Here is a 24,631-nt window from a genome sequence, read left to right on the forward strand (position 1 = left end):
TTTGTTTTATTAACTACAAAAGTTGTGAATTCCGACTAAGCTCCAATGCTTCCTAATTCTACTCCCTCTGAGTATGCCACTTTGATATTATGTTCGCTGAAGGCTCTTTTAATCTCCTGATGAGCAATAAAAGTCACTTGCCAAAAGTCATCGGGTTTTACATAAGGTCGTACCGCTATTAAAACACTATGTGAGTCAAAATTTTCTATTCCTATCTCAGGAATAGGAGTGTCTAATATTTTTTCTATAGGTTTCAATGTATCCTCTATAATCTTCTTTACTTTAGGAAAATCCTCACTGTAAGGCATCGTTACAATAATTTCTAATCGTATTACCCCTTCTCTAGAATAATTTGTTACAACATCATCTGTTATTTTAGAATTAGGAATAATTAGAATTTTATTTCCTGGTGTTTTTACGGTAGTACTAAAAATACCTATCTCCTGTACTTTACCAAACTTATCATCCACTTCTATCCAATCTGTTATTTGATAAGGTTTTAGAAACATAATAAGTATACCTGAGGCAAAATTACCTAAACTCCCTTGAAGAGAAAGACCTATTGCAAAACTAACAGCTGCCAGAATTGCTACGAAACCAGATAGGTCAGCACCTAAAATAGAAATAACAATAAAAAGAATAGCAATTTTTAATAATACGGATATAATTGAGGCTAGAAACGGCCGCATTGTATCAGATATATTCATGCGCTTCAATGCAGCTTCTATAAGCTTAAGTATTCTCTTAATAATTTTGAATCCTATCCAAAGTATCAATGCAGCTCCAATAATCCTGGGTGCAAAAAACACAATCTTATCAACAGCGATCTCTAGATATTCCTGTATTCTCTCCATATTTCTTTTAATTACACCTAAAAATAGGAAAAGAAATTAACTCTTAATCGATATTCATAAAAAAACGCTCGGAGTTTTACTCGAGCGTTTTTCTTATCTTTTTTCCCGTACTATCTTTAGTTCTTAGAACCAATGTCCTCACACAAGATCTTGATAAATTCTATACACCTAAATAATATCAAATCTTATGCCAAAAACCAACAAAATAAATATTTCATAAGGTTTTATTGTTAGAAATAGCTTGTTTATACTTCTTCAGTTCTTTAGCTACTCTCGGGGCCATTAAAAACAATCCTATCATATTAGGAACTAGCATTGAAAAGATCATAGCATCAGAAAAATCTGTTACAGCAGTCAAACTTGCTGCGGAACCAATAATTACACAGATACAGAATAGACTCTTGTAGATATACTCCACATATTTTTTCCTTCCGAATAAATAGGACCAAGCCTGATATCCATAATAAGACCAGGAAATCATAGATGAAAAGGCAAAAAGGATTACAGCCAAACTTAGGATATATGGGAACCAGGAGATACCACTTTCTAGTGCACTTGCGGTTAATAATACTCCTTGTTCATCAGAAATTTCTGCTCCTACCTGAATCTGTCCAGTGATGATCAATACAATAGCAGTCATTGTACAAATTACTACAGTATCAATAAAAGGCTCTAATAATGCTACTAAGCCTTCACTTGCTGCGTATTTGGTTTTAACAGCTGAATGCGCAATGGAAGCAGATCCAATTCCTGCTTCATTAGAAAAAGCAGCTCTTCTAAATCCCTGTATCATTACTCCAATCATTCCTCCTGTTATTCCTTCTGCACTAAAAGCTCCATCAATGATAGCATAAATCGCATCAGGAATCACTTTATAATTAATAACTATCACCGTAAGGACTGCTAGTATATAGACTACCACCATAGAAGGCACAATTTTATCGGTTACTTTGGCTATTTTTTTAATACCACCAATAATTACTATTCCTACAAAAATTGCCATTACTAATCCAAACAACCATCCTTTTCCGTAAATAAAACTATTTTCGGCACCGGTTACATGTTCAAATAATTTAAATGCCTGATTGGCCTGAAACATATTACCGCCTCCAAAAGATCCACCTACACACATGATTGCAAAAATAACAGCCAACAACTTCCCTAAAACAGTTAACCCTTTTTCTTTCAATCCTTTACTCAAATAATACATTGGACCTCCGTAAACCGTTCCGTTTTCGTCTATTTCCCTGTAAGCAACACCAAGTGTACATTCTACAAACTTAGATGCCATGCCCAAAAGTCCAACTAAAATCATCCAAAATGTCGCTCCAGCACCACCGATAGACAATGCAATAGCAACTCCCGCTACATTCCCTAAACCAACTGTAGCTGATAATGCTGCAGTTAAAGCTTGAAAATGACTTACTTCTCCGTCTTTACCTTCTACTCTAACAGTATCAGGCTGATCTCCTTCGATGGTATAAACAGATTCTGAAACTTCTAAAGTATTAGACATTTCCAGATCATCATATTTACCTCTAACTATATTAATAGAAGTCCAAAAATTTCTGAAATTAATCCCTTTAAAATAGATAGTAAAATAAGAAGCTCCAAATAGCAAAACAATCAATACCCAAGGAATACCAACCATGGAAGTTATAGGGATTTCTGCAAAAATTGCATCTACAAACCAATCCGTAGCATTTTTAAACCCATCATTAATGCGTTGATCCAATGACTCTGTATCTACTTCTTGTGCTGTAACACATGTGTACGCAAAAAGTGAGACGCACATGGCTATGATTTTCTTCATCTGTTTTAAGTCTTATGATTTCAGACGAAGATTAAGTAAAAGAGATTATTACAAAAGGTTACGCAATGATGAATTTAGAAAATTAGAATGATTAAGCATATACTTACTCAGTATCTTTATAAGTGATACTTGCATATTTTAATAATTGGTTGGCTTTTGCAAATGCTATCAATTGCCCCTTACCATCAGCTCCACTAATTTTTAATACTTTTTTGATTTGATAGATGTGAGTTTGAAATCCATCCAAACTAATATTCATCTCCTCTGCTATTTCTGTATATGACTTATTAATACCACAAACTCCAAGGTTCCCTAATACTTCTTTTTGTCTATCAGACAATATTACTCTTGTTGATTCTTCTAGGGAGCTAATTTTCACATCACTTTCTCTTAAACGCTTTTGTAAAGAAGCAATAGTATCTAAATGACTTTCATTTGCCAATTCAAGTTTTGCTTGCTCACTTAACAGCTGTTCTTTTTCTTTAGTAAGAATTTCTAATTCTGTCTGTTTCACCTCTTTTTCGGAAAGAAACTTCCAACTATATAACAAAATAGAAAATAATAGAATGAATAAAAACTTAAAGGATAAACCAGTAATTACGCCAAATAGACTCCAAAATTCTTGATCAATAAATGCTATAGCTTTATCCTGAGGAATAATTCTATGTGTAACTGCTATAACTATAAGTACAAATAACATGAAGCAAGGAAACACCATAAACCTCATGTTTCGGTTTGCAAAAGCTTTATTAAGTTCATTTAATAATGCAAATGCTACAATTAATGAAATTGGAATATCTATAAGCCAAATAAAATTATTGCTGATTTCTGTATTACTGTAAGAAGTTACTATAAATACAAAAGCAATCATTATAAGCACTCCACTAAAAAGTGTAACAAACTCTTTCTCTGAAAATCGCTGTACTAATCTAACTATAATATTACGTTCCTTCTGATGTTCTATTGAGGGTAAAGAAAGTAGTATACTAAGCGAATTAGCTAAAGAAACTAATACGCCTAAATAAATAACAACTTTATGGGTAGTTCTAATTTCGATTAATTGAACTAGCACAATATTGATGAGAGCACCCAATCCCCATAAAAAAATTGCAAAACCAAACCATTTAATACCACTTATAGCTATGGAAGATTGGCTTTTGATTTTTTCATTATAGTAAATCCTGTGAATTACAAAAGCTGTAATCAGGCACACGATTGCCGTAACATAATATTCTAAGGTAACGTACATAACATTCTAAAGATAGTATATATTTTATTTGCGAAGTGGTATAAATTGTTTTAGTCTTTTCTATTAAGAATCGGATTATTTTCTACTATATTAGATAAAATAATATGAGTTTTAGCTTCGCCATAGGTTATCAATCTATCGATAAAACCCTGAAGATGAACTTGATCTTCCAAAACTACTTCCATAATTATATTTTCGTTACCCGTAATTCGATAACAATTAAGCACTTCACTAAACTCTGATATTTTAGACAAAAACGGTTTTAAACGTCCCATAAAAGCTCGCAAAGTAATAATAGCTTTTAACTGATATCCAGTTTTAGCATACGAGACCTTTGTTGTATATCCTTCTATAATGCCATAATCTTCCATTTTTTTTATCCGTTCTGCAACCGCAGGTGAGCTTAACCCAACGTTTCTACCAATTTCTGCATTGGTTAACCTTGCATTTTTCTGTAATAAGTGAAGAATTTTCCAGTTTATACTATCCATTATTATTTAAATCAAAAAACTTATTTTACTTTATTTTCTAAAGCAAATTAGCTTTTTTACCTTAAAGTAAAAAGCAATATCTCCTTAAATACTCTTAATTTTGGTTTAATAATGGAATCAAGCCCTAAAAATATAAGACTTTATAAAAAAGCACTAGAAATACTCATATTATCTAAGAGTGTTTCTAAATATCTTTCTCATGATTTGGCTCCATTAGAAAAAAACGGTAACGAAAATCAATTTATTTACTTTACAGGTGATATTGTGAAAGATTCTGACTGTTTAGTTCCAGAAATCATTAAAGCAGAAAATCATATTTTTCAGGATGATCGCTTAAAACATGCAATTTTTCTAGAGAGTCTTACTAATAAACTATATAAAAACTGTGAAAGATTAGAACGTTCAGAAAGTAATGGTAAAGATTTTGTTAGACTACTTCGCAAAGAGTTAAAAAAATTCAAAAGATTACAGCGCAACTGGATGATGTCATTATAATCTAAGGTATATCAACTTTCTAATTTTATCAATAAATTCCTTTTGTTGCTTATTAGGTTGGTATAGATTTGGATTGTTCATAGAATATGCTACAGCAAAAATCTGAAACCTTAATCTTTCTAACATCTTTTTAGTTTGAGGGTCTTCTTTTTCGTCTAGTTTTTTTAATTCTCCTAGTTCTTTCTCCCACCAGGAGAAATCAATTTTATCATAATTTTTATAATCTTCAAAAAGACGCGTAGTAAACTTTCTTGTTAAAATAACTTCTCTATCAAATGCATTAGATACCGATTTCAATAATTTTTTGTACACTTTACTTTTAAGGATTACGTTTAGTGTATTCACTATACTATCCAACTTATAAAACGAATTATAAGTAGTTACGGCTCTTTCATAATTTTCTACGGCTATTATCAAATCACCTTCTTTTTGAGCTTCTAGTGCAGTATCATATACGTTCAGGTAACTTTTATAGATTTCTGGAGCTTCTCTTTTCTTAATTCCTTTTAGATGCGCCTGAATTTCGAGCCAATCGAATGCTCTTAAAATTTGATCAGCTGGCGTCCAGCTGTGATTCCCATCAAATGTAATTAATGTATTTGTGAAATTTAATTTTTGTAAATATCCTTTAGCGCGAATCATTTCCTGATAATTCATATCCCTATCTCCACATACTCCCGCATATGCAAAATTCTGAGTAGTAGGAATATGTGATTGTTCTAGAGAAAATCCAGCACCGCACCCTATAACACCCGCTACTTGGTTTGTTAATACTGCAATGGCCGAAGCTAAACGAGATCCTCCAGAGAAACCGGCTAAATATATCTGATCTTGTTTAATTTTGAAATTGGCATATACAAAATCGAACAAACGATTAGTGATTTCAAAATTGCGATCATATGGTCCGTTTCTAGTATTATTAGAACAAACTAGTATATACCCATATGTTTCTGAAGCTTTAATAAATTGATTTATCCCTCTTTTACCTTCTGCCCCAGGATCAAAAATAAAAACAAATGGATATTTTTTACCAGATTCAAAAGATTTTGGCAGGTACATCGCAAATGTTTCCTTCGTAATCTCTGAAATCAAAATAGAATCTATAACCTTTCCTCTATCATACGTTTGGGCATACGTGGTAGTACAAATAAATAATACTATTAAAAATTTGAAAATCATTTATATCTTTTACCATGCTTAATAATGACATCTACATCTTGTAATAGATTAACATGTCTTAAGACATCTCCTTTTACTGCTATAATATCAGCATATTTACCTTCGGTAATAGTGCCTACTTTATCCGAAACTCCCATCCAAACGGATGGCCAATAAGTAGCCGCTTTTATAGCATACATAGGATCAATTCCAAATTCATTTACCCACACATCCAATTCATTCCAAGTAGATTGACTATGAAATTTCATAGGTATACCACTATCAGTGCCAATCATAAGTACGACTCCGGCATCCATCAATTGTTTGATTTTAGTTTCTAAGGTTGGTTTTCGCAAAGGTGTTAACTGAAAATAAGGTAAACGGTCTTTATGAATAAAACTATTTTTTATATCAGCTACTATCGTATCATGCAATCCTCGATGCCATGAATTATTATCGAGATGCTCTCCATGATCTCTTACATATTCATAATTATATAAACCTTCTACAGTTGGACACCAGAACAAGGGGCCAAGATTCATCTGTGCAGTACGTTCTTTTATAGCTTCCATTACATCATCAGGATATCTAGGAGCGGATGACAAACCTGTATGTTCAAAACAATCTACATTAACTTGAAGTCCCGCTCTTATCTCTTGGGGACGATGTCCGTGAGCAACAACCTTCAGATTATATTTATGCGCAGTGTCTACTACAGCTTTCAATTCTGCAGTGGTCATTTGATCCTGATCAATTAGTTTTACACAATCTACACCTGCATCGGCTAATTTTTTAATTTTCTTTTTAGCATCCTCTACTCCGTTAATACCCCAACGAAAAGCTTCAGTTCCTGGATAGGGTTTCTTTTGGATAAACGGTCCTGAAACATATAGAGTGGCTCCGGGAATTTCTCCTTTATTAATCCGATCTCTAACAGAAATACTTTCTTTAAGAGGAGCACCAAGATCTCGTGCGCTGGTTACTCCTGCCATTAATAATTGTTCTGCAGAAGAAGGCATAATGACATTTTCTAGTAATGGAGGATATGTTTTATCCCAATATGAGTAATCTGCATGACCATTAATCATAGTATGTACATGCATATCCCAAAGTCCAGGTAAGACAGACATTCCTTCTGTAGAAATCACCTCTGCATTTTTTGGAACTTTTAAAGTTTTGATTGTACCTATGGCTTTGATTTTATCATTCTCTATAATAATGACACTATTTTTTATAGGAGTAGCACCAAAACCGTCGATTAATGTTCCACCGACTAAAGCTTTTAATGAGTTTTGTTGCGCAAAGGTACTACCACAGATAAGTAAGACTATGAGTATTCTTTTCATGATGAGTTGTGTTTTTCTAAAGATAGGAAAACTATAAGAAAAGAAAAACCCTGTCATGAGACAGGATTTCATTTATTATTAGTGTTGATCAACTCATATAAGCAAAACATATATCGAAATCTCAACGTTTTTAGAAGGTAAGTGATTGCATACTACTTACTATGCTTCAGCTTGCCTCATACTTCAAAATAGATCTCAAAACAAGTTTTGGACAAGACCTTTGAATACACTTATGATAAGCTTTTTTAATTAAATTTTACATATTTCTTCTATACTGTCCTCCTACTTCGAACAATGAAGAAGTAATCTGACCTAAAGAACATTTTTTACAAACCTCCATTAATGCTTCAAAAATATTTTGATTCGTAATTGCTCTTTCTTGTAAATCTTTTAACAATTCTGAAGTTTCATCATTATTTCCTTTCTGTAATTCATTAAGCATCGTAATTTGATATTGCTTTTCTTCTTCTGTAGCACGAATTACTTCCCCAGGAGTTACCGTTGGTGAACCTTTAGAGCTTAAAAATGTATTTACTCCAATTATTGGAAACTCTCCGTTATGCTTTAAGGTTTCGTAATACAAACTTTCTTCTTGTATTTTACTACGTTGGTACATCGTTTCCATTGCTCCTAATACACCTCCACGCTCCGTAATTCTATCAAATTCAGTAAGCACAGCTTCTTCCACCAAATCAGTTAATTCTTCAATAATAAAAGATCCCTGAATTGGGTTTTCATTTTTAGCTAATCCCAATTCTTTATTGATAATCAACTGTATAGCCATTGCTCTACGCACAGATTCTTCTGTAGGAGTAGTAATAGCTTCATCATATGCATTGGTATGTAAAGAATTACAGTTATCATATATGGCATACAATGCTTGTAAAGTAGTACGTATATCATTAAAGTCTATTTCCTGCGCGTGTAGGGAACGACCTGATGTCTGTATATGATATTTAAGCATCTGGGCTCTTGCATTAGCTCCGTATTTATTCTTTAAGGCTTTTGCCCAAATTTTACGTGCTACTCTACCAATCACCGCATATTCTGGGTCAATACCATTAGAGAAAAAGAAGGATAAGTTTGGTCCAAACTTATTAATATCCATTCCTCTGCTTAGATAATACTCTACGTACGTGAATCCGTTAGCTAATGTTAGCGCTAACTGAGTAATTGGATTTGCCCCCGCTTCGGCAATATGATATCCAGAAATAGAAACAGAATAAAAGTTACGTACTTGTTTTTCAATAAAATACTCTTGTACATCTCCCATCAATCTTAATGCAAATTCTGTAGAGAATATACATGTATTTTGAGCTTGATCTTCTTTTAGAATATCTGCCTGTACAGTTCCACGAACAGTATTTAATGTTCTTACTTTGATATCAGCATATACATCTGCAGGCAATACCTGATCACCTGTTACACCTAACAATAGTAGTCCTAATCCGTCATTACCTTCAGGAAGTTCTCCCTGATATGCTGGACGTGTAACTCCCTTTTCTTTATATATTTTATTTATTTTAGTTATTACTTCCTCTTCTAGATCATTTTCCTTAATATATTTTTCACAGTTTTGATCAATTGCTGCATTCATAAAAAATCCTAGCAACATTGGTGCTGGACCATTAATCGTCATACTCACAGATGTCATTGCATGAGTAAGATCAAAACCAGAGTATAGTTTTTTAGCATCATCTAAACAACAAATCGAAACTCCTGCATTACCTATTTTACCATAAATATCAGGTCTATGATCAGGATCATTTCCATAAAGTGTAACCGAGTCAAAGGCTGTTGATAAACGTTTTGCTGGCATCCCTAAACTCACATAATGAAACCGTCTATTAGTTCGCTCTGGTCCACCTTCTCCTGCAAACATACGTGTTGGATCTTCTCCTGTTCTTTTAAAAGGGTACAATCCCGATGCAAAAGGAAACTCACCAGGAACATTTTCCTGTAAACACCATTTTAAGATATCACCCCAAGCTTGATACTTCGGCAATGCTACTTTAGGAATCTGACTATGTGATAAAGATTCGGTATGTGTTTCAATCTTTATTTCTTTATCTCTAACTTTAAAAGAATAAATAGGATCTTTGTATTTCTGTACTTTTACTGCCCAGCCAGTTATTGTCTCCCAATTATGAGGATCAAGATTTAATTTCACTCGATCGAACTCGGCTAATAGCAATTTTAAGAAATCTACATTTGTATCATTCTTTACTTTTCTAAGTCCATCTTCTTCAATACCATTTTTAGATAAGTCTAAAAAATCTAAATTAGCAACACTACAAATGGTTTTATATATTCCATATAATTTTTGTGCTACATCTACCTGTGCATCTGCGGTTTTATCGTATGCTCTATTATTTTCTGAAATTTCAGATAAGTATCTTGTTCTACTTGGTGGAATTACAAATATCTTCTCAGACATTTCTTTAGAAATATGAAAGTCAGATTTTAAATCTGCTCCAGTTTTCTCAACCACCTTATCCATTATCGCTTTATAAAGCGTATTCATTCCTGGGTCATTGAACTGAGAAGCTATAGTTCCATAAACTGGTAAATCATCTTGTGGAATATCCCACAACTGATGGTTACGCATATACTGTTTTTTCACATCTCTTAGAGCATCTAAAGAACCTCTCTTATCGAATTTATTTATAGCAACTAAATCTGCAAAATCAAGCATATCAATCTTCTCTAACTGAGTAGCTGCTCCAAACTCTGGTGTCATTACATACAGAGAAGTATCACTATGTTCTAAGATCTCAGTATCTGATTGTCCAATACCAGAAGTTTCTAGTATTATAATATCAAATTCTGCTGCTTTTAAGACTTCAATAGCTTCTGCAACATATTTAGACAAAGCAAGATTAGATTGTCTGGTAGCCAGTGAACGCATATATACTCTAGGTGAGTTAATAGCATTCATACGAATACGATCTCCTAACAAAGCCCCACCTGTTTTACGTTTAGATGGATCTACAGAAATCAATCCAATTGTTTTATTAGGGAAATCAATCAAAAATCGACGAACCAATTCGTCTACTAAAGAAGATTTTCCCGCTCCACCAGTACCTGTAATACCCAAAACTGGTGTTTTTGATGTTTTATTTTTTTCGTGGATTTGATCAAGCGTATCTTTAGCGATATCCGGAAAATTCTCTGCAGCGGAAATTATACGAGCGATAGATCCTATTTCTTTATCTACAAGATGATCCGCTTCTCCATTAAGATTGTTGCCAATCGGAAAATCTGATTGTTTAACCAAATCATTAATCATACCTTGTAATCCCAATGATCTTCCATCATCAGGAGAATAAATACGAGTGATTCCGTAATCCATTAAATCCTTAATCTCTTCTGGAAGGATTACTCCTCCTCCTCCTCCAAATATTTTAATATGCGTTGCTCCCTTTTCTTTAAGCAAATCATACATATATTTAAAATATTCATTATGCCCCCCTTGATACGAAGTCATCGCAATAGCATTAGCATCTTCCTGAATTGCGCAATTTACAACTTCTTCGACACTTCTATCGTGCCCTAAATGTATCACTTCCACGCCTGTAGACTGAATAATACGACGCATAATATTGATAGCTGCATCGTGCCCATCAAATAATGATGCTGCCGTTACAATTCTAACTTTATTTTTTGGTTTATAAGGTGCAATTTGTTCCATTGACAATAAAAGGTGTTTTTAGAGGTGCTAATTTACGAAATACGCAGTAAAAAGGATTATTTTTTTAGAATTATATAATTTAATTAACTCTATTGGTTATTTCATTATTTATAGTTCAAATTTAATACTTATTCTCCTCAAAATAGTACAACAAAACCGTAATTACTTTAAGTGTTTATTTACTAACAAAATGTTAACGCATCTATTAAACACTTACTATCTAAGTAAATAAAATAATATCTTCCGCGATTATTGAAAACAAATACATTTTAAAAAATGAAAATCACATCATCAAAAAACAAATTATTCTTATTATCGCTTGTATTCGTTTTGGGATTTGGGATCCAAAACACAGAAGCACAACGTAAAAAGAAAAAAAATCAAAAAAAGGAGAAACGGAGCAAGTAGATGCTACTAAAAAAGACTCTAAAAAAAAATCTATTGAAGACCTCACTAAAAAAAGTGAGAAAATAGAAGGTTTATTCACTATGTATCGAGATACAATCGATGGCACTACTCAAATGTTGATCCATAATGATCAGATCGGAAAAGAGTTTATCTACTTCAGTCAGATTTCTGATGGAGTTTTAGAAGCGGGCGCATTTAGAGGAGCGTACATGAATAATAAAGTATTTAAAATCGAGAAGCATTATAACAAAATTGAGTTCATCACTCAAAATGCTTCTTACTATTTTGATAAAAATAATGCTTTATCTAAAGCTTCCAAAGCTAATATTAGTGAAGGAATTATGGCTAGTTTAAAAATCGAATCACTGGATGAGGAAAAAGGATTGTATTTAATCAAATCAGATGATCTTTTCCTTAAAGAAACTTTCGAACAAATTAAGGCACCTAACTTTCCTGGTCAATCTCCTTTTGCTTTTAAACTAGGTTCTCTTAGCAAAGAGAAAACTAAAATTAAGGCAATTAAAAATTATCCAGAAAACCTGAACGTAAACAGTCATTATGTATATTCTAAATCGAATATTCTTAATGGAGGTTCCAATGCAGTAACGGACGGTAGAAATGTAACAATTAAAGTTGAACATAGTCTGATAGCAATGCCTGAAAATGATTATCTACCTAGATTTGATGATCCAAGAATTGGTTATTTCTTAACTCAAGTAACTGATATGACTTCTACAAGTCCAACACCCTATAGGGATTTGGTACATCGCTGGAATTTAGTAAAAAAAGATCCTAGCCAGGCAATTTCTGAACCAGTACAACCAATCGTTTGGTGGATGGAAAATACGACTCCTGTAGAATTTAGAGAGACCATCAAAGAAGCAGTATTAGAATGGAACAAAGCATTCGAAAAAGCCGGTTTTAAAAATGCAATGGTTGTAAAATTACAGCCAGATGATGCTACCTGGGATGCTGGAGATATAAGATATAATGTACTTAGATGGACATCTTCTCCAAGACCTCCTTTTGGTGGATATGGTCCAAGCTTTGTAAACCCCAGAACGGGAGAGATTTTAGGTGCTGATATTATGTTAGAATATGTATATCATACCAATCGTGTAAAATATGATCGATTATTTAACCTTGCTGCTAATAGTGAAAATAAGGAAAATGATTTTCCAGTAATCATTAAAGACAAACACTTATACTGTTCATATGGTCATTTAATGCAAGAAAATTCTTTATTCGGACAAGCAGCTCTTATAGCATATGGGGCAAATGATAATGAAATGAAAGGCATGAAAATGGAAGCTATGAAGGAGCTTATTATGCATGAAGTGGGTCATACCCTAGGATTAAATCACAACATGAAAGCAAGCCAATTATTCTCTCCAGAAGAATTAAATAACCCAGAATTCATCAAAGACAAATGTCTTACAGGATCGGTTATGGATTATACTGCTATTAATGTCACAAACGATAAATTAAATCAAGGACATTATTTTTCTACAACTGTAGGACCTTATGACAAATGGGCAATTGAGTTTGGATATACTCCAGTAAATTCTGAAAGTGAACTGGAAAAGATCGCCAGTCAATCCACCAAACCTGAATTAGTTTTTGGTAATGACGCAGATGATATGCGTGCTCCAGGAAAGGCAATAGATCCAAGAGTAATGATTGGTGATATGTCTAATGATCAGATTACATATTCTATTAATAGAATGGAATTAGTAAATGATATGATGGAGGAAATCAAACTGAAATTCAGTAAAAAAGGAGAATCTTATCAAGAGTTAAGACAAGCATATTACATATTAAGAGGTCAGTATGCTCAGGCAGGAAATGTAATTTCCAGATTTATTGGTGGTGTTTATGTAGACAGAAGTATGGTAGGACAAGATACGAACGCTAAACCTTTTACCCCTGTTAGTTACGAAGATCAAAAAAGAGCTATGAAAGCTTTAAAAAAGTACGTATTTGCTCCAGATGCATACAAAACACCTAGCGATTTATACAACTATATCGCTATGCAACGAAGAGGTTATAATTTCTTTGGAGGTCCAGAAGATCCTAAGATTCACGACCTTGTACTTGGGTTCCAAAAAAGAGTACTTGATCATATCTTACACCCTAATACTTTGCAAAGAATTACAGATTCTGAGCTATATGGTAATGAGTACAAATTATCAGAATTTATGTCAGATCTTAACAACGCTATTTTTCAGGCTGACGCTGCAGGCTCTGTAAATACTTTTAGACAGAATCTACAATTAGAATACACTAAAAGACTTATCAATGTAGCTAAAAATTCAGGTACTAAAGGGCCAAAATACACCTATGCTTCTAAATCAATGGCTTTATATAATCTAAAAAGAATCAGGTCTATGATATCAAATGGTACCGGAAATAAATTATCTAAGGCTCATAAAGATCATTTAAGAACATTAATCAATAACGCAATCGAAGACATTAAATAACTTCGATCTAATTATAAATTCATAAAGGCTGATTATTGTTAAAATCAGCCTTTATTTATTGTAAATAATTTAGAAATATTAAGCTTATGCCTTAGATTATTTAAAAACAAAGAATCCATTTCATCTTTGTTTGAAATTATTATAATTTTCATCTTCTTAATAGTAAGTTTATATCTGGAAAGAAAAAAATCAAGCCAATTGATACATGAAAAAAACAACCTTACTCATTAACTGTCCGGATAAAAAAGGAATAATAGCCACGGTAACCAATTTTATTTTAGCAAAAAAAGGAAACACTATCTACATTGAACAACACGTTGATCGAGAATTAGGTGAATTCTTCATGAGATTAGAATGTGAGTTTGATCAAGATGAAGAAAAACTGGCTTTATTCAAAGAATCTTTCAATAAAGAAGTAGCCGATAATTACAATATGCACTGGGAAATGTATAATGCGGAAAAGAAACCGAAAATGGTACTTTTTGTTTCTAAATATGATCACTGTTTATATGATATTCTTGGAAGACATGCTTCTGGAGAACTCCAAGTAAAAATTCCAATCATTATTAGTAATCATCTGGACCTAAAACCGATTGCAGATAATTTTAATATTCCTTTTAAACACATCCCTGTCAATAAATCAAACAAACAACAGGCTGAAGCAGAACAGATAGCTTTATTAACAGAACACAAAGTAGATTTCATTGTTTTGGCTAGGTATATGCAAATTCTTTCTGAAAACTTTGTGGATCGGTTTTCTAATAGAATCATTAATATTCATCATTCATTTCTACCAGCTTTTCCGGGCGCAAAACCATATCATTCTGCCTATGAACGTGGTGTAAAAATAATTGGAGCTACTAGTCATTATGTTACTTCCGATCTTGATGAAGGACCTATCATAGAGCAGGAAATAGTGCGAGTATCTCATATTCATAATGTGCAGGATTTTATTCTGAAAGGTCGTGATCTGGAAAAAATAGTACTATCTAGGGCTATAAAGCATCACATAGAAAGAAAAGTATTAGTATATAATAACAAAACGGTTATTTTTTCATAATTCAAATATATCTTTTGTATTTGCAAATCGATATCCTTCTTTTTCTAATCGAATTCTTTCTTTATTATTCTTATAAATTAAAGGATTCGAATGATTAAAATGAATGAATATAATCTTGGACTTTGTTTCTTTTGATTCGTTTTTAAACAATTGAATAGTTTCCTGAATAAAAGGATGAGGAACCTCGGACATGGGCCTTGGAATCTCTCCATCTTTAAAAAAAGTAGCATCAATAAATATATAATCTACCTTTTTGATTTCATCAACAATATTTTTATTCCATAATGACCATTTATTAATATCAGGAATAAATAGTACAGATTTCCTTTTACCTTTGATCTTATAACCAACAGTCTCAGAAAACTCATCTCGATGTGGAACAAGAAATGGTGTTACTTCTATATTTTCAGTAATGGCAACAGTTATTTCGTTTTCTAACGAATTGATTTTAATGTTTTGCAAATCTACTAATTGAGACCAAGGTCCATTATTCTCTAAAAAAGATTTCATTTTTGGCATTGCGAATACATTAATACCTTTTGATCCCATGGCTTCTCTACCAAAATACATAAGACCTGTATAGTGACCAATATGTGCGTGGGTTAAGAATATTCCATCAATAATTTTATCGTGATGTAAGTATCTTGCATCTAACATAGCTAATTGTTCAGGTAAATCTGGAGTAGCTTCTATTAAAAATTTCTTTTTTTTCTGTTGATCTATGATTCCTAAAGAAACAACGAGTTCCTTGGCCAATTTACCTTCTTTTACACCTTCAAACTCCTCAGTATTATTAATATGAGGATAGCCTCCATCCTGAGCAATACCTAAGATAGTAATGTATTGATCAAAATTATCAGATACCTTTACTTCTATTTCTGTTAGATCTTCTCTATTTTTACAGGAAATGATTAAGATAGATAGTATGAAAAAAATTAACTTTGAATTCATATTAAATTATTATCATCTCAAATCTAATAAGAAATTATGAAAAGAATTTTTTTAGTACTAGTTATATTTCAACTATCAAGTTGCGCAGAGCTTCAACAAGTAATAGAAAGTCTTCCTCAGGAAACTACTGGAGCAATAGGACTTAGTAATGTTGATATAGGTAATGGTCTTAGACAAGCATTAGATAAGGGGATTGACAAGCAAGTAACTAAGCTTACCCAAAAAGACGGATTTTTCAGAAATGAATTAGTAAAAATTGTATTACCGGATGAATTACGAAAAGTAGATAAATCACTAAGAGATATCGGTCTTGACAACCTAGCAGATGAAGGCCTCAAGGTTCTCAATAGAGCAGCTGAAGATGCAGTAAAACAAGCTACACCTATTTTTGTAAATGCTGTAAAGCAAATAACATTTAATGATGCTAAACAAATCTTGTTAGGTAATAATAATTCGGCAACACAATATCTAAAAGGCACTACCAAGACAGCTCTTTATTCAAAATTTAATCCTGTTATTAAAAATTCACTATCTAAGGTAGGAGCTGATCGCGTTTGGTCAAATATCATTAATAAATACAACTCTATACCTTTTACCAACAACGTCAATCCAGATCTTACAGACTATGTAACTAGTGAGGCCTTAGAAGGAGTTTATACTATGATTGCAGTAGAAGAAGGTGAAATAAGAACCAAACTTAGTTCTAGAACTACGGATTTGTTACGTAAGGTTTTTGCACTCCAGGATGGAAAATAACGAACGAAAGAATAAACGTACAACACCTGCTTTTTATCGAATCAAACACCAATTTTAACGATTTTTTAATTTTTCGCAAAAATTCATGCTTTTATCTGTTTTATTACTATAATATTAAACAATTTTATGATTCATTAAGAATAAGGGAATTTGTCTCTTGAACAAGTTTTGATATTCTCAGGACAAACCTATCATTTATAGAGGGTTATTCTAACGTAGGGGTGTTTTTCTTACGGGATTGACGTAATTTCGTGCTCGATTTAAAAAACGCCCTCAATGAAAAACTTAATCAAACTAAGCATAGCTATGCTTATGCTTCTGTGCTCTGGACTTATTGAAGCCCAAGAGAAAACAATAACAGGAACGGTTATTGATAAATCAGGAATCCCACTTCCGGGAACAAATGTTCTAGTAAAAAATACCAGTAACGGAGTTCAAACAGATTTTGACGGAAACTATTCTATCGAAGCAAACTCAGGAGATACCCTAATATTTTCCTATGTTGGTTTTGAAACAAAAGAAATTAATATTGCTGGATCAACAGTAGTAAATATTACTTTAAAAGACAATGTAGAAGGCCTAGACCAAATAGTACTTATTGGATACGGTAGTTCTTCTAAAAAACAAATAACAGCTAGTATATCTAGTATCCGAGCTAATGATATAGCAGATATAAATACTCCTGGTATTCAATCATTGATGACTAGTAAGGTTACAGGAGTTCAAATTACTCAACTTTCCGGAAGAGTAGAATCTGGTATTAAAGTTAGAATTAGAGGTATTTCTACGATTGGTGCTTCTCAAGAACCTTTATATGTATTGGATGGTGTACCGTTAATTAACGATGATGAGTCTATAAACAACTCTCCTATCAATCCTTTAATAGGCCTTAACCCTAATGATATCGATTCTATCGATTTTCTAAAAGATGCTTCTTCAGCGGCTATTTATGGTGCCAGAGGAACAAATGGTGTCATTATCATTACAACAAAAAAAGGAAAAGCTGGAAAAACCAAAGTTACTTTAAATACATCATCGGGATGGAACTTTGCTACGAATAAAAGAGAATTCTTAGATACTGAGGAGTATACAGAATTTTATACAGAAGCTGCACTAAACAGCGGCCTTTCTTTACCTGAGATCGAAACACGATTTGATCAATTATCACTAGGTCGCGATTGGAGAAATAATGAAGTAGATACCGATTGGCAGGATCTAGCACTAGTACAAGGTATTACTCAAGATATAGACCTATCCGCATCTGGAGGAAGTGAAAAAGTAAAATACTTTCTTTCTACCTCGTATAACAAAACCGAAGGTATCATCTTAGGAAATGAGTTGGATCGCTATACCTTAAGAAGTAAAGTAGATGCTGATATTACTGAAAAATCTACTATTGGAGTAAACATCAATCTATCAAAGGTAACCATCGATCGATTATCTAATGATAATGCTTTCATATCTCCGCTTCAATCTATAGCTCAATCTCCATTAACACCCGCTTTATTAGAAGATGGGACAGCGAATGTAGATGGTCCATCTACATTATTTCAAAACTTTCTTGGACAAGAACAAACAGGAAGATTTGTTACGGATATATGGAGAACTATAGCCAACATTTATGGTGATTTTTATATAAACGATTACCTACAATATAGATCCGAAATAGGATATGATGCTAATAACCAAAATGCAGAAAGATTCTCAGGAAGCTTAACCGAATTCGCATCCGCAGGAGGAGTTGGTACTGTTAGCAATGCTATTACAGAACGTTACATTTTAACAAATTACTTCGCTTATAAGCGAACTTTTGGAGATTCTGTAGACTTTTCTGCCACTCTGGGAGGAAGTTTTGAAGAAACTAATCGTAAAAGTCAATTTACAATTGGACAAGGATTTCCATCAGATGACCTACAAACATTAGACAATGCTGTTTTAATAACAAATGGAGGATCTAATAAAACAAAGTACAACTTTCTATCTTACTTTGCTCGATCACGTTTTTCTATTGCAGACAAATACCTTTTCAATCTAAGTATTCGTCGTGATGGTTCTTCTAGATTTGGTGAAGATTCACAGTTTGGTTGGTTCCCAGCGGCATCAGCGGCTTGGGTAGTTAGTAATGAAAGGTTTTTAGTTAATTCTAACCTTCTAAATGAGTTCAAACTAAGAGGTAGTTGGGGTATTACAGGAAATGCAGAAATAGGAAACTTTGCTAGCAAAGATCTTTATGGAGTAACAACTTATAATGAGCGACTTGGAGTATCACCAATTCAATTAGGAGATAACGAATTACGTTGGGAAAAAACTACTCAATATGACTTAGGTGTAGATTTTGGCTTATTCAACAATACTATTTCCGGAGAGTTTGATTATTATAACAAAACCACAAATGATTTATTATTTAACCAACCATTACCTGGTACATCTGGTTTTACATCTATCGTTAGAAATATTGGTGAAATAGTCAATAAAGGTTTTGAAGTAAATATTAATGCAAGAATTATTTCTAAACCTTCACTTACTTGGAATGTAGGAGCATTATTTACTAAAAACGATAATGAAGTTACTGATCTACCGAGTGGAGATATTATAGATGGTGTAAACATCATAAGAAAAGGAGAAGCTGTTTCTTCTTTTTACCTTTATGAATATGCAGGAGTTGATCCGGCTAATGGAGATGCTTTATTCTATACCAACACATTAAAAGCAGACGGTTCACTAGATAAAACATTAACTAACAGTGTAGCTAAAGCTAATAAAATTGTTAAAGGAGATCCTTTTCCTGATTATCAAGTTGGAATTACCAATACTTTAAAAATAAAAGGCTTAGATTTTCAATTTATTTTTCAAGGAGAGTTTGGAGCTTCAATTTTTGATCAAGCAGGTAAATTCACTTCCGGAAACGGTAAATTCTTTGACAATCAAACCGTAGATCAATTAGATAGATGGCAAAATCCTGGAGACATAACTGATGTACCTCAAGCTAGATTAAATCAGGAAAATGGACAAGCAGACTCTACACGTTACCTAGAAGAAGCAGATTTTATAAGACTAAGAAACATCACACTAGGATACACAATCAATCCTACGTACTCTAAAAAGTTTTATATGGAGAAAGTAAGATTCTATTTTAGTGGTCTTAACTTATTAACGATCACAGATTATGAAGGATATGATCCAGAATCTACTGCAGATTTTAACGGAAATTCTGGTGTAAGAACTGGTACTTCCTTTTACTCGGCTCCTCCTGCAAAAACATATACACTAGGAATAAATATTGAATTCTAAAAATTCGATTTTTAAAATTTAATACTAAAATCTTAAAGTAAAAAAAATGAAAACATATATAAAAATAATCATAGTATTCACTCTTTCGATAATCTCAGTAAGTTGTGAAAATCGCTTAGACATTGATCCAAATCAAGCATTAACTACAGAAGATGCTTTTGATACACCTGCAAAAGTGACCAATATTCTTGTTGGTACATATGCGCAAGCTGGGCAAGCAGCAAGTTATGGAGGCCAGATATACACAATCGCGGAACTATTGGTAAACAATCAAGAACTAAAATGGAATGGAACATTTTCTGATCCAGGTGAGTTTAACGCTAAGGTGATTAATACTAATAACACTTTTGTTGCTAACTTATGGTTAAACGGATATAACATCAGTAATCAAGCAAATATAGTTCTTGATAATCTAGATGTTTTTGAAAATCTAGATAGTAAAAACTCTGTAGAGGGTCAAGCCAAATTTTTAAGAGCTCTCACCTATTTTGACTTAGTACGCTTTTTCTCTAAACATAATAATGAAAGGATCAACGATGGCGAGCCAGGTATTCCTATTATCAGAACTCCGGTAATTACATTTGATGATATTACGTATCCATCTAGAAATACAATCGGTGAAGTATATGAATTTATTATTAATGATTTAGAAGATGCTATTGTATTATTACCTGAAACAAATGGTGTTTTTGCTTCTAATAACGCAGCTAAAGCTTTACTTGCTAGAGTACAATTACAAATCGGTAATTATGAAGCTGCAAGAGATTTATCAAATGAAGTAATACAATCAGGAAGATTCTTAATAACAGAGTTACTTGATGATGCTTACAATAATGATGATAACTCTACAGAAGATATTTTTGCTTGGCAAGTAACCGATTCAGACGGAGCTAACAGTATGAATACATTTTGGGCTACTGACAGATTCGGAGGAAGACCAGGAAATCCAGACATATCTATTGAAAATGCATTTTTTGGAATATTTGATGACTTCAACGACTTAAGAGCTAATTACTTTTACATTGATAACGAAACAGGGTCTGGTATAGCGTCATTCAAATGGATTATTGGTAATGCTAACATACCTTTTATCAGACTCCCTGAAATGCACCTTATACGAGCCGAGTCTAATTTTATTCTAGGTACAGCAATAGGAACAGACCCTATAAACGATGTTAATACCGTGCGCGCTAGATCTAATGCATTTGTACTTACTGACTTGACATATACAGGCATCATCTTAGAAAGACTACGTGAATTATCATTTGAAGGTCATAAACTACACGATTTTAAGAGATTAGAAGTTCCTGTTGGAGCTTTATCTTTTGATGATGGTAGATTGGTTTTACCGATACCGCAAAGAGAAATAAACGTAAACCCGAACCTTTTACCACAAAACGACGGATACTAAAACATAATATCATTTGATCAAAACCATAAAAGGGCAGTATGATTTTAAATCATACTGCCCTTTTTAAGTATACTATTAGATAACCTTAACTACCTCTTAAGAAACTAATTAAATTACATCTAATACTTTTGCATAAAAAGAAAGGAAATGTTTTATTGGCCTAAGAACAAAACTGATCTTCAAAAACTGCAGAAACGATACTGCAGATTAATGAAAAACGCGTACAATCTTGCTATTAAGGATAAGGAAAAAAGTGATCTTATGCACGAAGAAGCAAACAAAATTTTGACCGAAATTAAACAAATGGAACATCATCATTAACCGTTACTAAACGGAAAACTGATTCAAAAACGAAAGTGATTCTTCATTAAAAACTTCTGGCTGCTCTACATTGACCACATGTCCAGAATTTTTAACTACATAAAGATTAGAAAATTCATGAATGGACACTATTTTTTTTATTGATGGTAAAAACAAATAATCTTCTTCTCCCATTACATAAAGCGTGGGTATTTTAATATCCTTATCTCTAAAAAACCTTAACAAAGGATTAACCTCAGAAGTTAATCTAAACCATCTTATAAACTCTTTTTGATACAATTTCTTTGCTTCATTTACAAAAAGAGATCTAGACTTTCTGTGATTTTTTTTAGGCATGATAATAAAGGCAAAAAACTTATACAACAACATATAAGGAACTACTGATTTAAACACAACCCCTAATTTTATCAAAACTTGAGATCTTAAGTTTAATTTCATAATTGCTCCTCCCATAATCATACTATCTACACGGTTAGGGTATTTTTCTGCTAAATTTCTGATGAGTATTGTACCAAGTGAAATTCCTATAAAATGTGATGATTTTATTTTTTCTTTATCAATGACCTCTACAATATCTTCTGTGATTGTATCGAATGTATACTTAGAATTAAAAGGATCTTTTATGACAGACTTAGAACGACCGTGTCCGCGCAGATCTAATAACAATACATTATGATGTTTTCTAAACTCCCTAACTTGCTTAAACCAGATAGAAGAACTGCCTCCTGCCCCATGAACAAAAGTTACCCAATTAGTATTCTCTGGATGATGATATATAGAATAGTTAAGCATAAAATATCTTACTGCGTAAAGATAATGACTTATTGTTCACTATATGTAGCGTTAACAGTAATTAATGTATTGTTCAACATATTTGTCCTAATGAAGCGTTCGGAAATACGTAAAAGCTTGGGCTAGCCTTGATCCATACCAAGAAAAATACTCTCCATCTACCAAAATTACCTTAGTATCCGGAAGCATTTTTGCTACTTCATTCTTATGCTCTTCAGAAAAAGGGAACGGTTCTGATGACAATAAGATAAGATCAATATCTTTTAATTTTGATAATTGTTCTTCAGAAATTTCTGGATAACGATCCTGAACACCAAACATATTTATAAAACCATTGAGCTCTAACAAATGATGAATAAAAGTTCCTTTACCTGCTACCATCCATGGTTTACGCCAAATAAAATAAGTGACTCTTTTTTGAGGTTTGTCCTTAATAAATTCAGAAAAACTCTTCAGTTCTGATCTAATTTCAGAAATTAGTGTTGCAGCATCATTAGTCTTATTAAAAATCTCTCCATACTGATCAATTAACTCTAAAGATTCTTCTACAGTACTTATATCCGAAACATGAACAGGATACTCTTCTTCTAATATTTCTACAATCTCTTTGGTGTTTTCTTCCTTATTACATAAAATAATATCTGGACTTAATTCACGGATTTTATCCAAATGTATATTTTTAGTTCCTCCTACTACTCTCTTTTCTTTCCTTATGCTATCGGGATGCACACAAAACTTAGTTACACCCACTATATAATTTGATAAACCTAATGTTACCAAGAGTTCCGTTTGAGATGGGACTAGAGAGATAATGCGAGCAGGAGTTGAAATTAACTTAATATCTCTACCTAATTGATCTGTGTATAACATATTTTTTTCTTAACCATATTTCTGAAGTCACGTAATAATCATAAAAAAAACACAAAACCCTAATAATTAAGATATTAAAACTAGGAATTCCTACAAAAATTTATTATTTTATAAGAACGAATATTAATTTAAAATCTTTGGGGCTATGAATTCAGTATTACTTAACATCATTATTTATGGTTTTTTGGCATTTTTTGTATTTTTTATCACATATGGACTTGTGGGATATGCAAAACAAGTATTTAAAGCCAATAGACGTTAATTTTTTTAATCCCTCATCGAGAGTTCTTTTCTCGATGAGGGATTAAAAAGAAAAAAGGAAATTGAGTATGCATTCAGTTTCCTTTTTTTATTTTTTAGCTTTTAATATTTCTTCCATTTGTTGCTGAAGTTCTTTTGCTTTTTTTCCTGCAACTGTATCAAAATCTAATCCGTTTGAAGCATATATAATTCCTCTTGATGAATTGATTAACAATCCAATCTGATCATTAATTCCGTACTTACATACATCTTGCAGGTTTCCGCCTTGAGCACCAACTCCTGGTACCAGCAAAAAACTATCTGGAATAATCTTTCTGATATCAGCCAGGTATTCTGCCTTAGTAGCTCCCACCACATACATCAAGTTCTCAGAATTCCGCCAGTTTTTAGAAGTTTCTAACACTTGCTTGTATAATTCTCTTCCATCAACATTTTTAGTTTGAAAATCAAAAGCTCCTTGATTAGAAGTAAGTGCCAACATAATGGTATGCTTCCCTTGAAACTCTAAAAATGGTTCTATAGAATCTTTACCCATATAAGGAGCTACAGTTACAGAATCAAACTCCAGATCTTCAAAAAAAGCTTTGGCATACATCGCACTTGTATTACCAATATCTCCTCGTTTTGCATCCGCGATCGTAAAAACATCAGGATAATTAATATTTAGATATTGGATCGTTTTTTCTAAAGATCTCCATCCCTTTAATCCATATGCTTCGTAAAAAGCAGTATTAGGCTTATACCCAACCGCTAAATGATGCGTAGCATCAATGATTTTTTTATTGAACTCAAAAATAGGATCTTCTTCTTCTAATAAATGTTTCGGAATTTTAGTTAGATCCACATCCAACCCTACACATAAAAAAGATTTCTTTTTCCATATTTGATCAACAAGTTCCTGAGTCGTCATTTTTTAATATCATTTGTGTTGTA

18 protein-coding genes are annotated in these 24,631 nt (G+C 32.7%); 7 read left to right on the forward strand and 11 right to left on the reverse strand.

The window, feature by feature from the left end; all coding sequences use genetic code 11:
- Window positions 1–35: 35 nt before the first annotated feature.
- From Q0921_RS12545 to Q0921_RS12560, 4 genes are all read right to left on the reverse strand, one after another.
- Window positions 36–854, reverse strand: coding sequence for a mechanosensitive ion channel family protein (locus tag Q0921_RS12545; RefSeq protein ID WP_299257318.1), 819 nt, complete (start codon window positions 852–854; stop codon window positions 36–38).
- Window positions 855–1,068: 214 nt separating this feature from the next.
- Window positions 1,069–2,667 carry a sodium:alanine symporter family protein gene (locus tag Q0921_RS12550; RefSeq protein WP_299257320.1) on the reverse strand — a complete coding sequence of 533 codons (1,599 nt, stop codon included), beginning with the start codon at window positions 2,665–2,667 and terminating at the stop codon, window positions 1,069–1,071.
- A 103-nt stretch (window positions 2,668–2,770) separates the two neighbouring features.
- Window positions 2,771–3,916, reverse strand: a complete 1,146-nt coding sequence (locus Q0921_RS12555) for a hypothetical protein (RefSeq protein WP_299257322.1) — start codon at window positions 3,914–3,916, stop codon at window positions 2,771–2,773.
- Window positions 3,917–3,966: 50 nt separating this feature from the next.
- Window positions 3,967–4,413, reverse strand: a complete 447-nt coding sequence (locus Q0921_RS12560) for an Lrp/AsnC family transcriptional regulator (RefSeq protein WP_299258228.1) — start codon at window positions 4,411–4,413, stop codon at window positions 3,967–3,969.
- Window positions 4,414–4,518: 105 nt separating this feature from the next.
- Here Q0921_RS12560 and Q0921_RS12565 point away from each other — a divergent pair, with 105 nt between their 5' ends.
- Entirely contained in the window at window positions 4,519–4,902 is a 384-nt protein-coding gene (locus Q0921_RS12565) for a hypothetical protein (protein ID WP_299257324.1), read from the forward strand.
- Here Q0921_RS12565 and Q0921_RS12570 read toward each other — a convergent pair.
- The 3 genes from Q0921_RS12570 to Q0921_RS12580 all read right to left on the reverse strand — a co-directional run bounded on the left by Q0921_RS12570 (window position 4,897) and on the right by Q0921_RS12580 (window position 11,097).
- Window positions 4,897–6,081 carry a hypothetical protein gene (locus Q0921_RS12570; protein ID WP_299257326.1) on the reverse strand — a complete coding sequence of 395 codons (1,185 nt, stop codon included), beginning with the start codon at window positions 6,079–6,081 and terminating at the stop codon, window positions 4,897–4,899. The genes Q0921_RS12565 and Q0921_RS12570 overlap by 6 nt on opposite strands.
- Window positions 6,078–7,406 carry an amidohydrolase family protein gene (locus Q0921_RS12575; RefSeq protein WP_299257328.1) on the reverse strand — a complete coding sequence of 443 codons (1,329 nt, stop codon included), beginning with the start codon at window positions 7,404–7,406 and terminating at the stop codon, window positions 6,078–6,080. Before Q0921_RS12575 ends, Q0921_RS12570 begins: the two co-directional genes overlap by 4 nt.
- 256 nt (window positions 7,407–7,662) lie before the next feature.
- A complete protein-coding gene (locus Q0921_RS12580; RefSeq protein WP_299257330.1) occupies window positions 7,663–11,097 on the reverse strand; it encodes a methylmalonyl-CoA mutase family protein in 3,435 nt (1,144 codons plus the stop codon).
- Between the two features lie 488 nt (window positions 11,098–11,585).
- Here Q0921_RS12580 and Q0921_RS12585 point away from each other — a divergent pair, with 488 nt between their 5' ends.
- Window positions 11,586–13,985, forward strand: coding sequence for a zinc-dependent metalloprotease (locus Q0921_RS12585; protein ID WP_299257332.1), 2,400 nt, complete (start codon window positions 11,586–11,588; stop codon window positions 13,983–13,985).
- A gap of 205 nt (window positions 13,986–14,190) precedes the next feature.
- Window positions 14,191–15,045: a formyltetrahydrofolate deformylase gene (gene purU / locus Q0921_RS12590; RefSeq protein WP_299257334.1), complete on the forward strand. Its 855-nt coding sequence runs from the start codon at window positions 14,191–14,193 to the stop codon at window positions 15,043–15,045.
- Here purU and Q0921_RS12595 read toward each other — a convergent pair.
- Window positions 15,040–15,996 (reverse strand): MBL fold metallo-hydrolase, encoded by a 957-nt coding sequence (locus Q0921_RS12595; RefSeq protein ID WP_299257336.1) that lies wholly within the window; start codon window positions 15,994–15,996, stop codon window positions 15,040–15,042. The two genes, purU and Q0921_RS12595, sit on opposite strands and share 6 nt — an antisense overlap.
- A 36-nt stretch (window positions 15,997–16,032) precedes the next feature.
- Between Q0921_RS12595 and Q0921_RS12600 the strand changes: the two genes are divergently transcribed.
- From Q0921_RS12600 to Q0921_RS12615, 4 genes are all read left to right on the forward strand, one after another.
- On the forward strand, window positions 16,033–16,752 hold the full coding sequence (locus Q0921_RS12600) for a DUF4197 domain-containing protein (RefSeq protein ID WP_299257339.1): 720 nt from the start codon (window positions 16,033–16,035) through the stop codon (window positions 16,750–16,752).
- Window positions 16,753–17,028: 276 nt separating this feature from the next.
- Window positions 17,029–20,043, forward strand: coding sequence for a TonB-dependent receptor (locus Q0921_RS12605; protein ID WP_299257341.1), 3,015 nt, complete (start codon window positions 17,029–17,031; stop codon window positions 20,041–20,043).
- A 46-nt stretch (window positions 20,044–20,089) separates the two neighbouring features.
- Window positions 20,090–21,454, forward strand: coding sequence for a RagB/SusD family nutrient uptake outer membrane protein (locus tag Q0921_RS12610; RefSeq protein WP_299257342.1), 1,365 nt, complete (start codon window positions 20,090–20,092; stop codon window positions 21,452–21,454).
- Window positions 21,455–21,601: 147 nt separating this feature from the next.
- Window positions 21,602–21,775 carry a Lacal_2735 family protein gene (locus tag Q0921_RS12615; protein ID WP_299257344.1) on the forward strand — a complete coding sequence of 58 codons (174 nt, stop codon included), beginning with the start codon at window positions 21,602–21,604 and terminating at the stop codon, window positions 21,773–21,775.
- Window positions 21,776–21,781: 6 nt separating this feature from the next.
- On the opposite strand, the gene Q0921_RS12620 is transcribed toward Q0921_RS12615, so the two are convergent.
- The 3 genes from Q0921_RS12620 to pyrF all read right to left on the reverse strand — a co-directional run bounded on the left by Q0921_RS12620 (window position 21,782) and on the right by pyrF (window position 24,608).
- Window positions 21,782–22,567, reverse strand: a complete 786-nt coding sequence (locus tag Q0921_RS12620) for an alpha/beta hydrolase (RefSeq protein WP_299257347.1) — start codon at window positions 22,565–22,567, stop codon at window positions 21,782–21,784.
- An 87-nt stretch (window positions 22,568–22,654) separates the two neighbouring features.
- Window positions 22,655–23,437 (reverse strand): ABC transporter substrate-binding protein, encoded by a 783-nt coding sequence (locus tag Q0921_RS12625; RefSeq protein WP_299257349.1) that lies wholly within the window; start codon window positions 23,435–23,437, stop codon window positions 22,655–22,657.
- Between the two features lie 349 nt (window positions 23,438–23,786).
- Complete coding sequence (pyrF, locus tag Q0921_RS12630) at window positions 23,787–24,608, reverse strand: orotidine-5'-phosphate decarboxylase (RefSeq protein ID WP_299257351.1); 822 nt, start codon at window positions 24,606–24,608, stop codon at window positions 23,787–23,789.
- Window positions 24,609–24,631 lie beyond the last annotated feature (23 nt).

The sequence above is a fragment of the uncultured Aquimarina sp. genome (assembly GCF_947496855.1).
Lineage (GTDB): Bacteria > Bacteroidota > Bacteroidia > Flavobacteriales > Flavobacteriaceae > Aquimarina.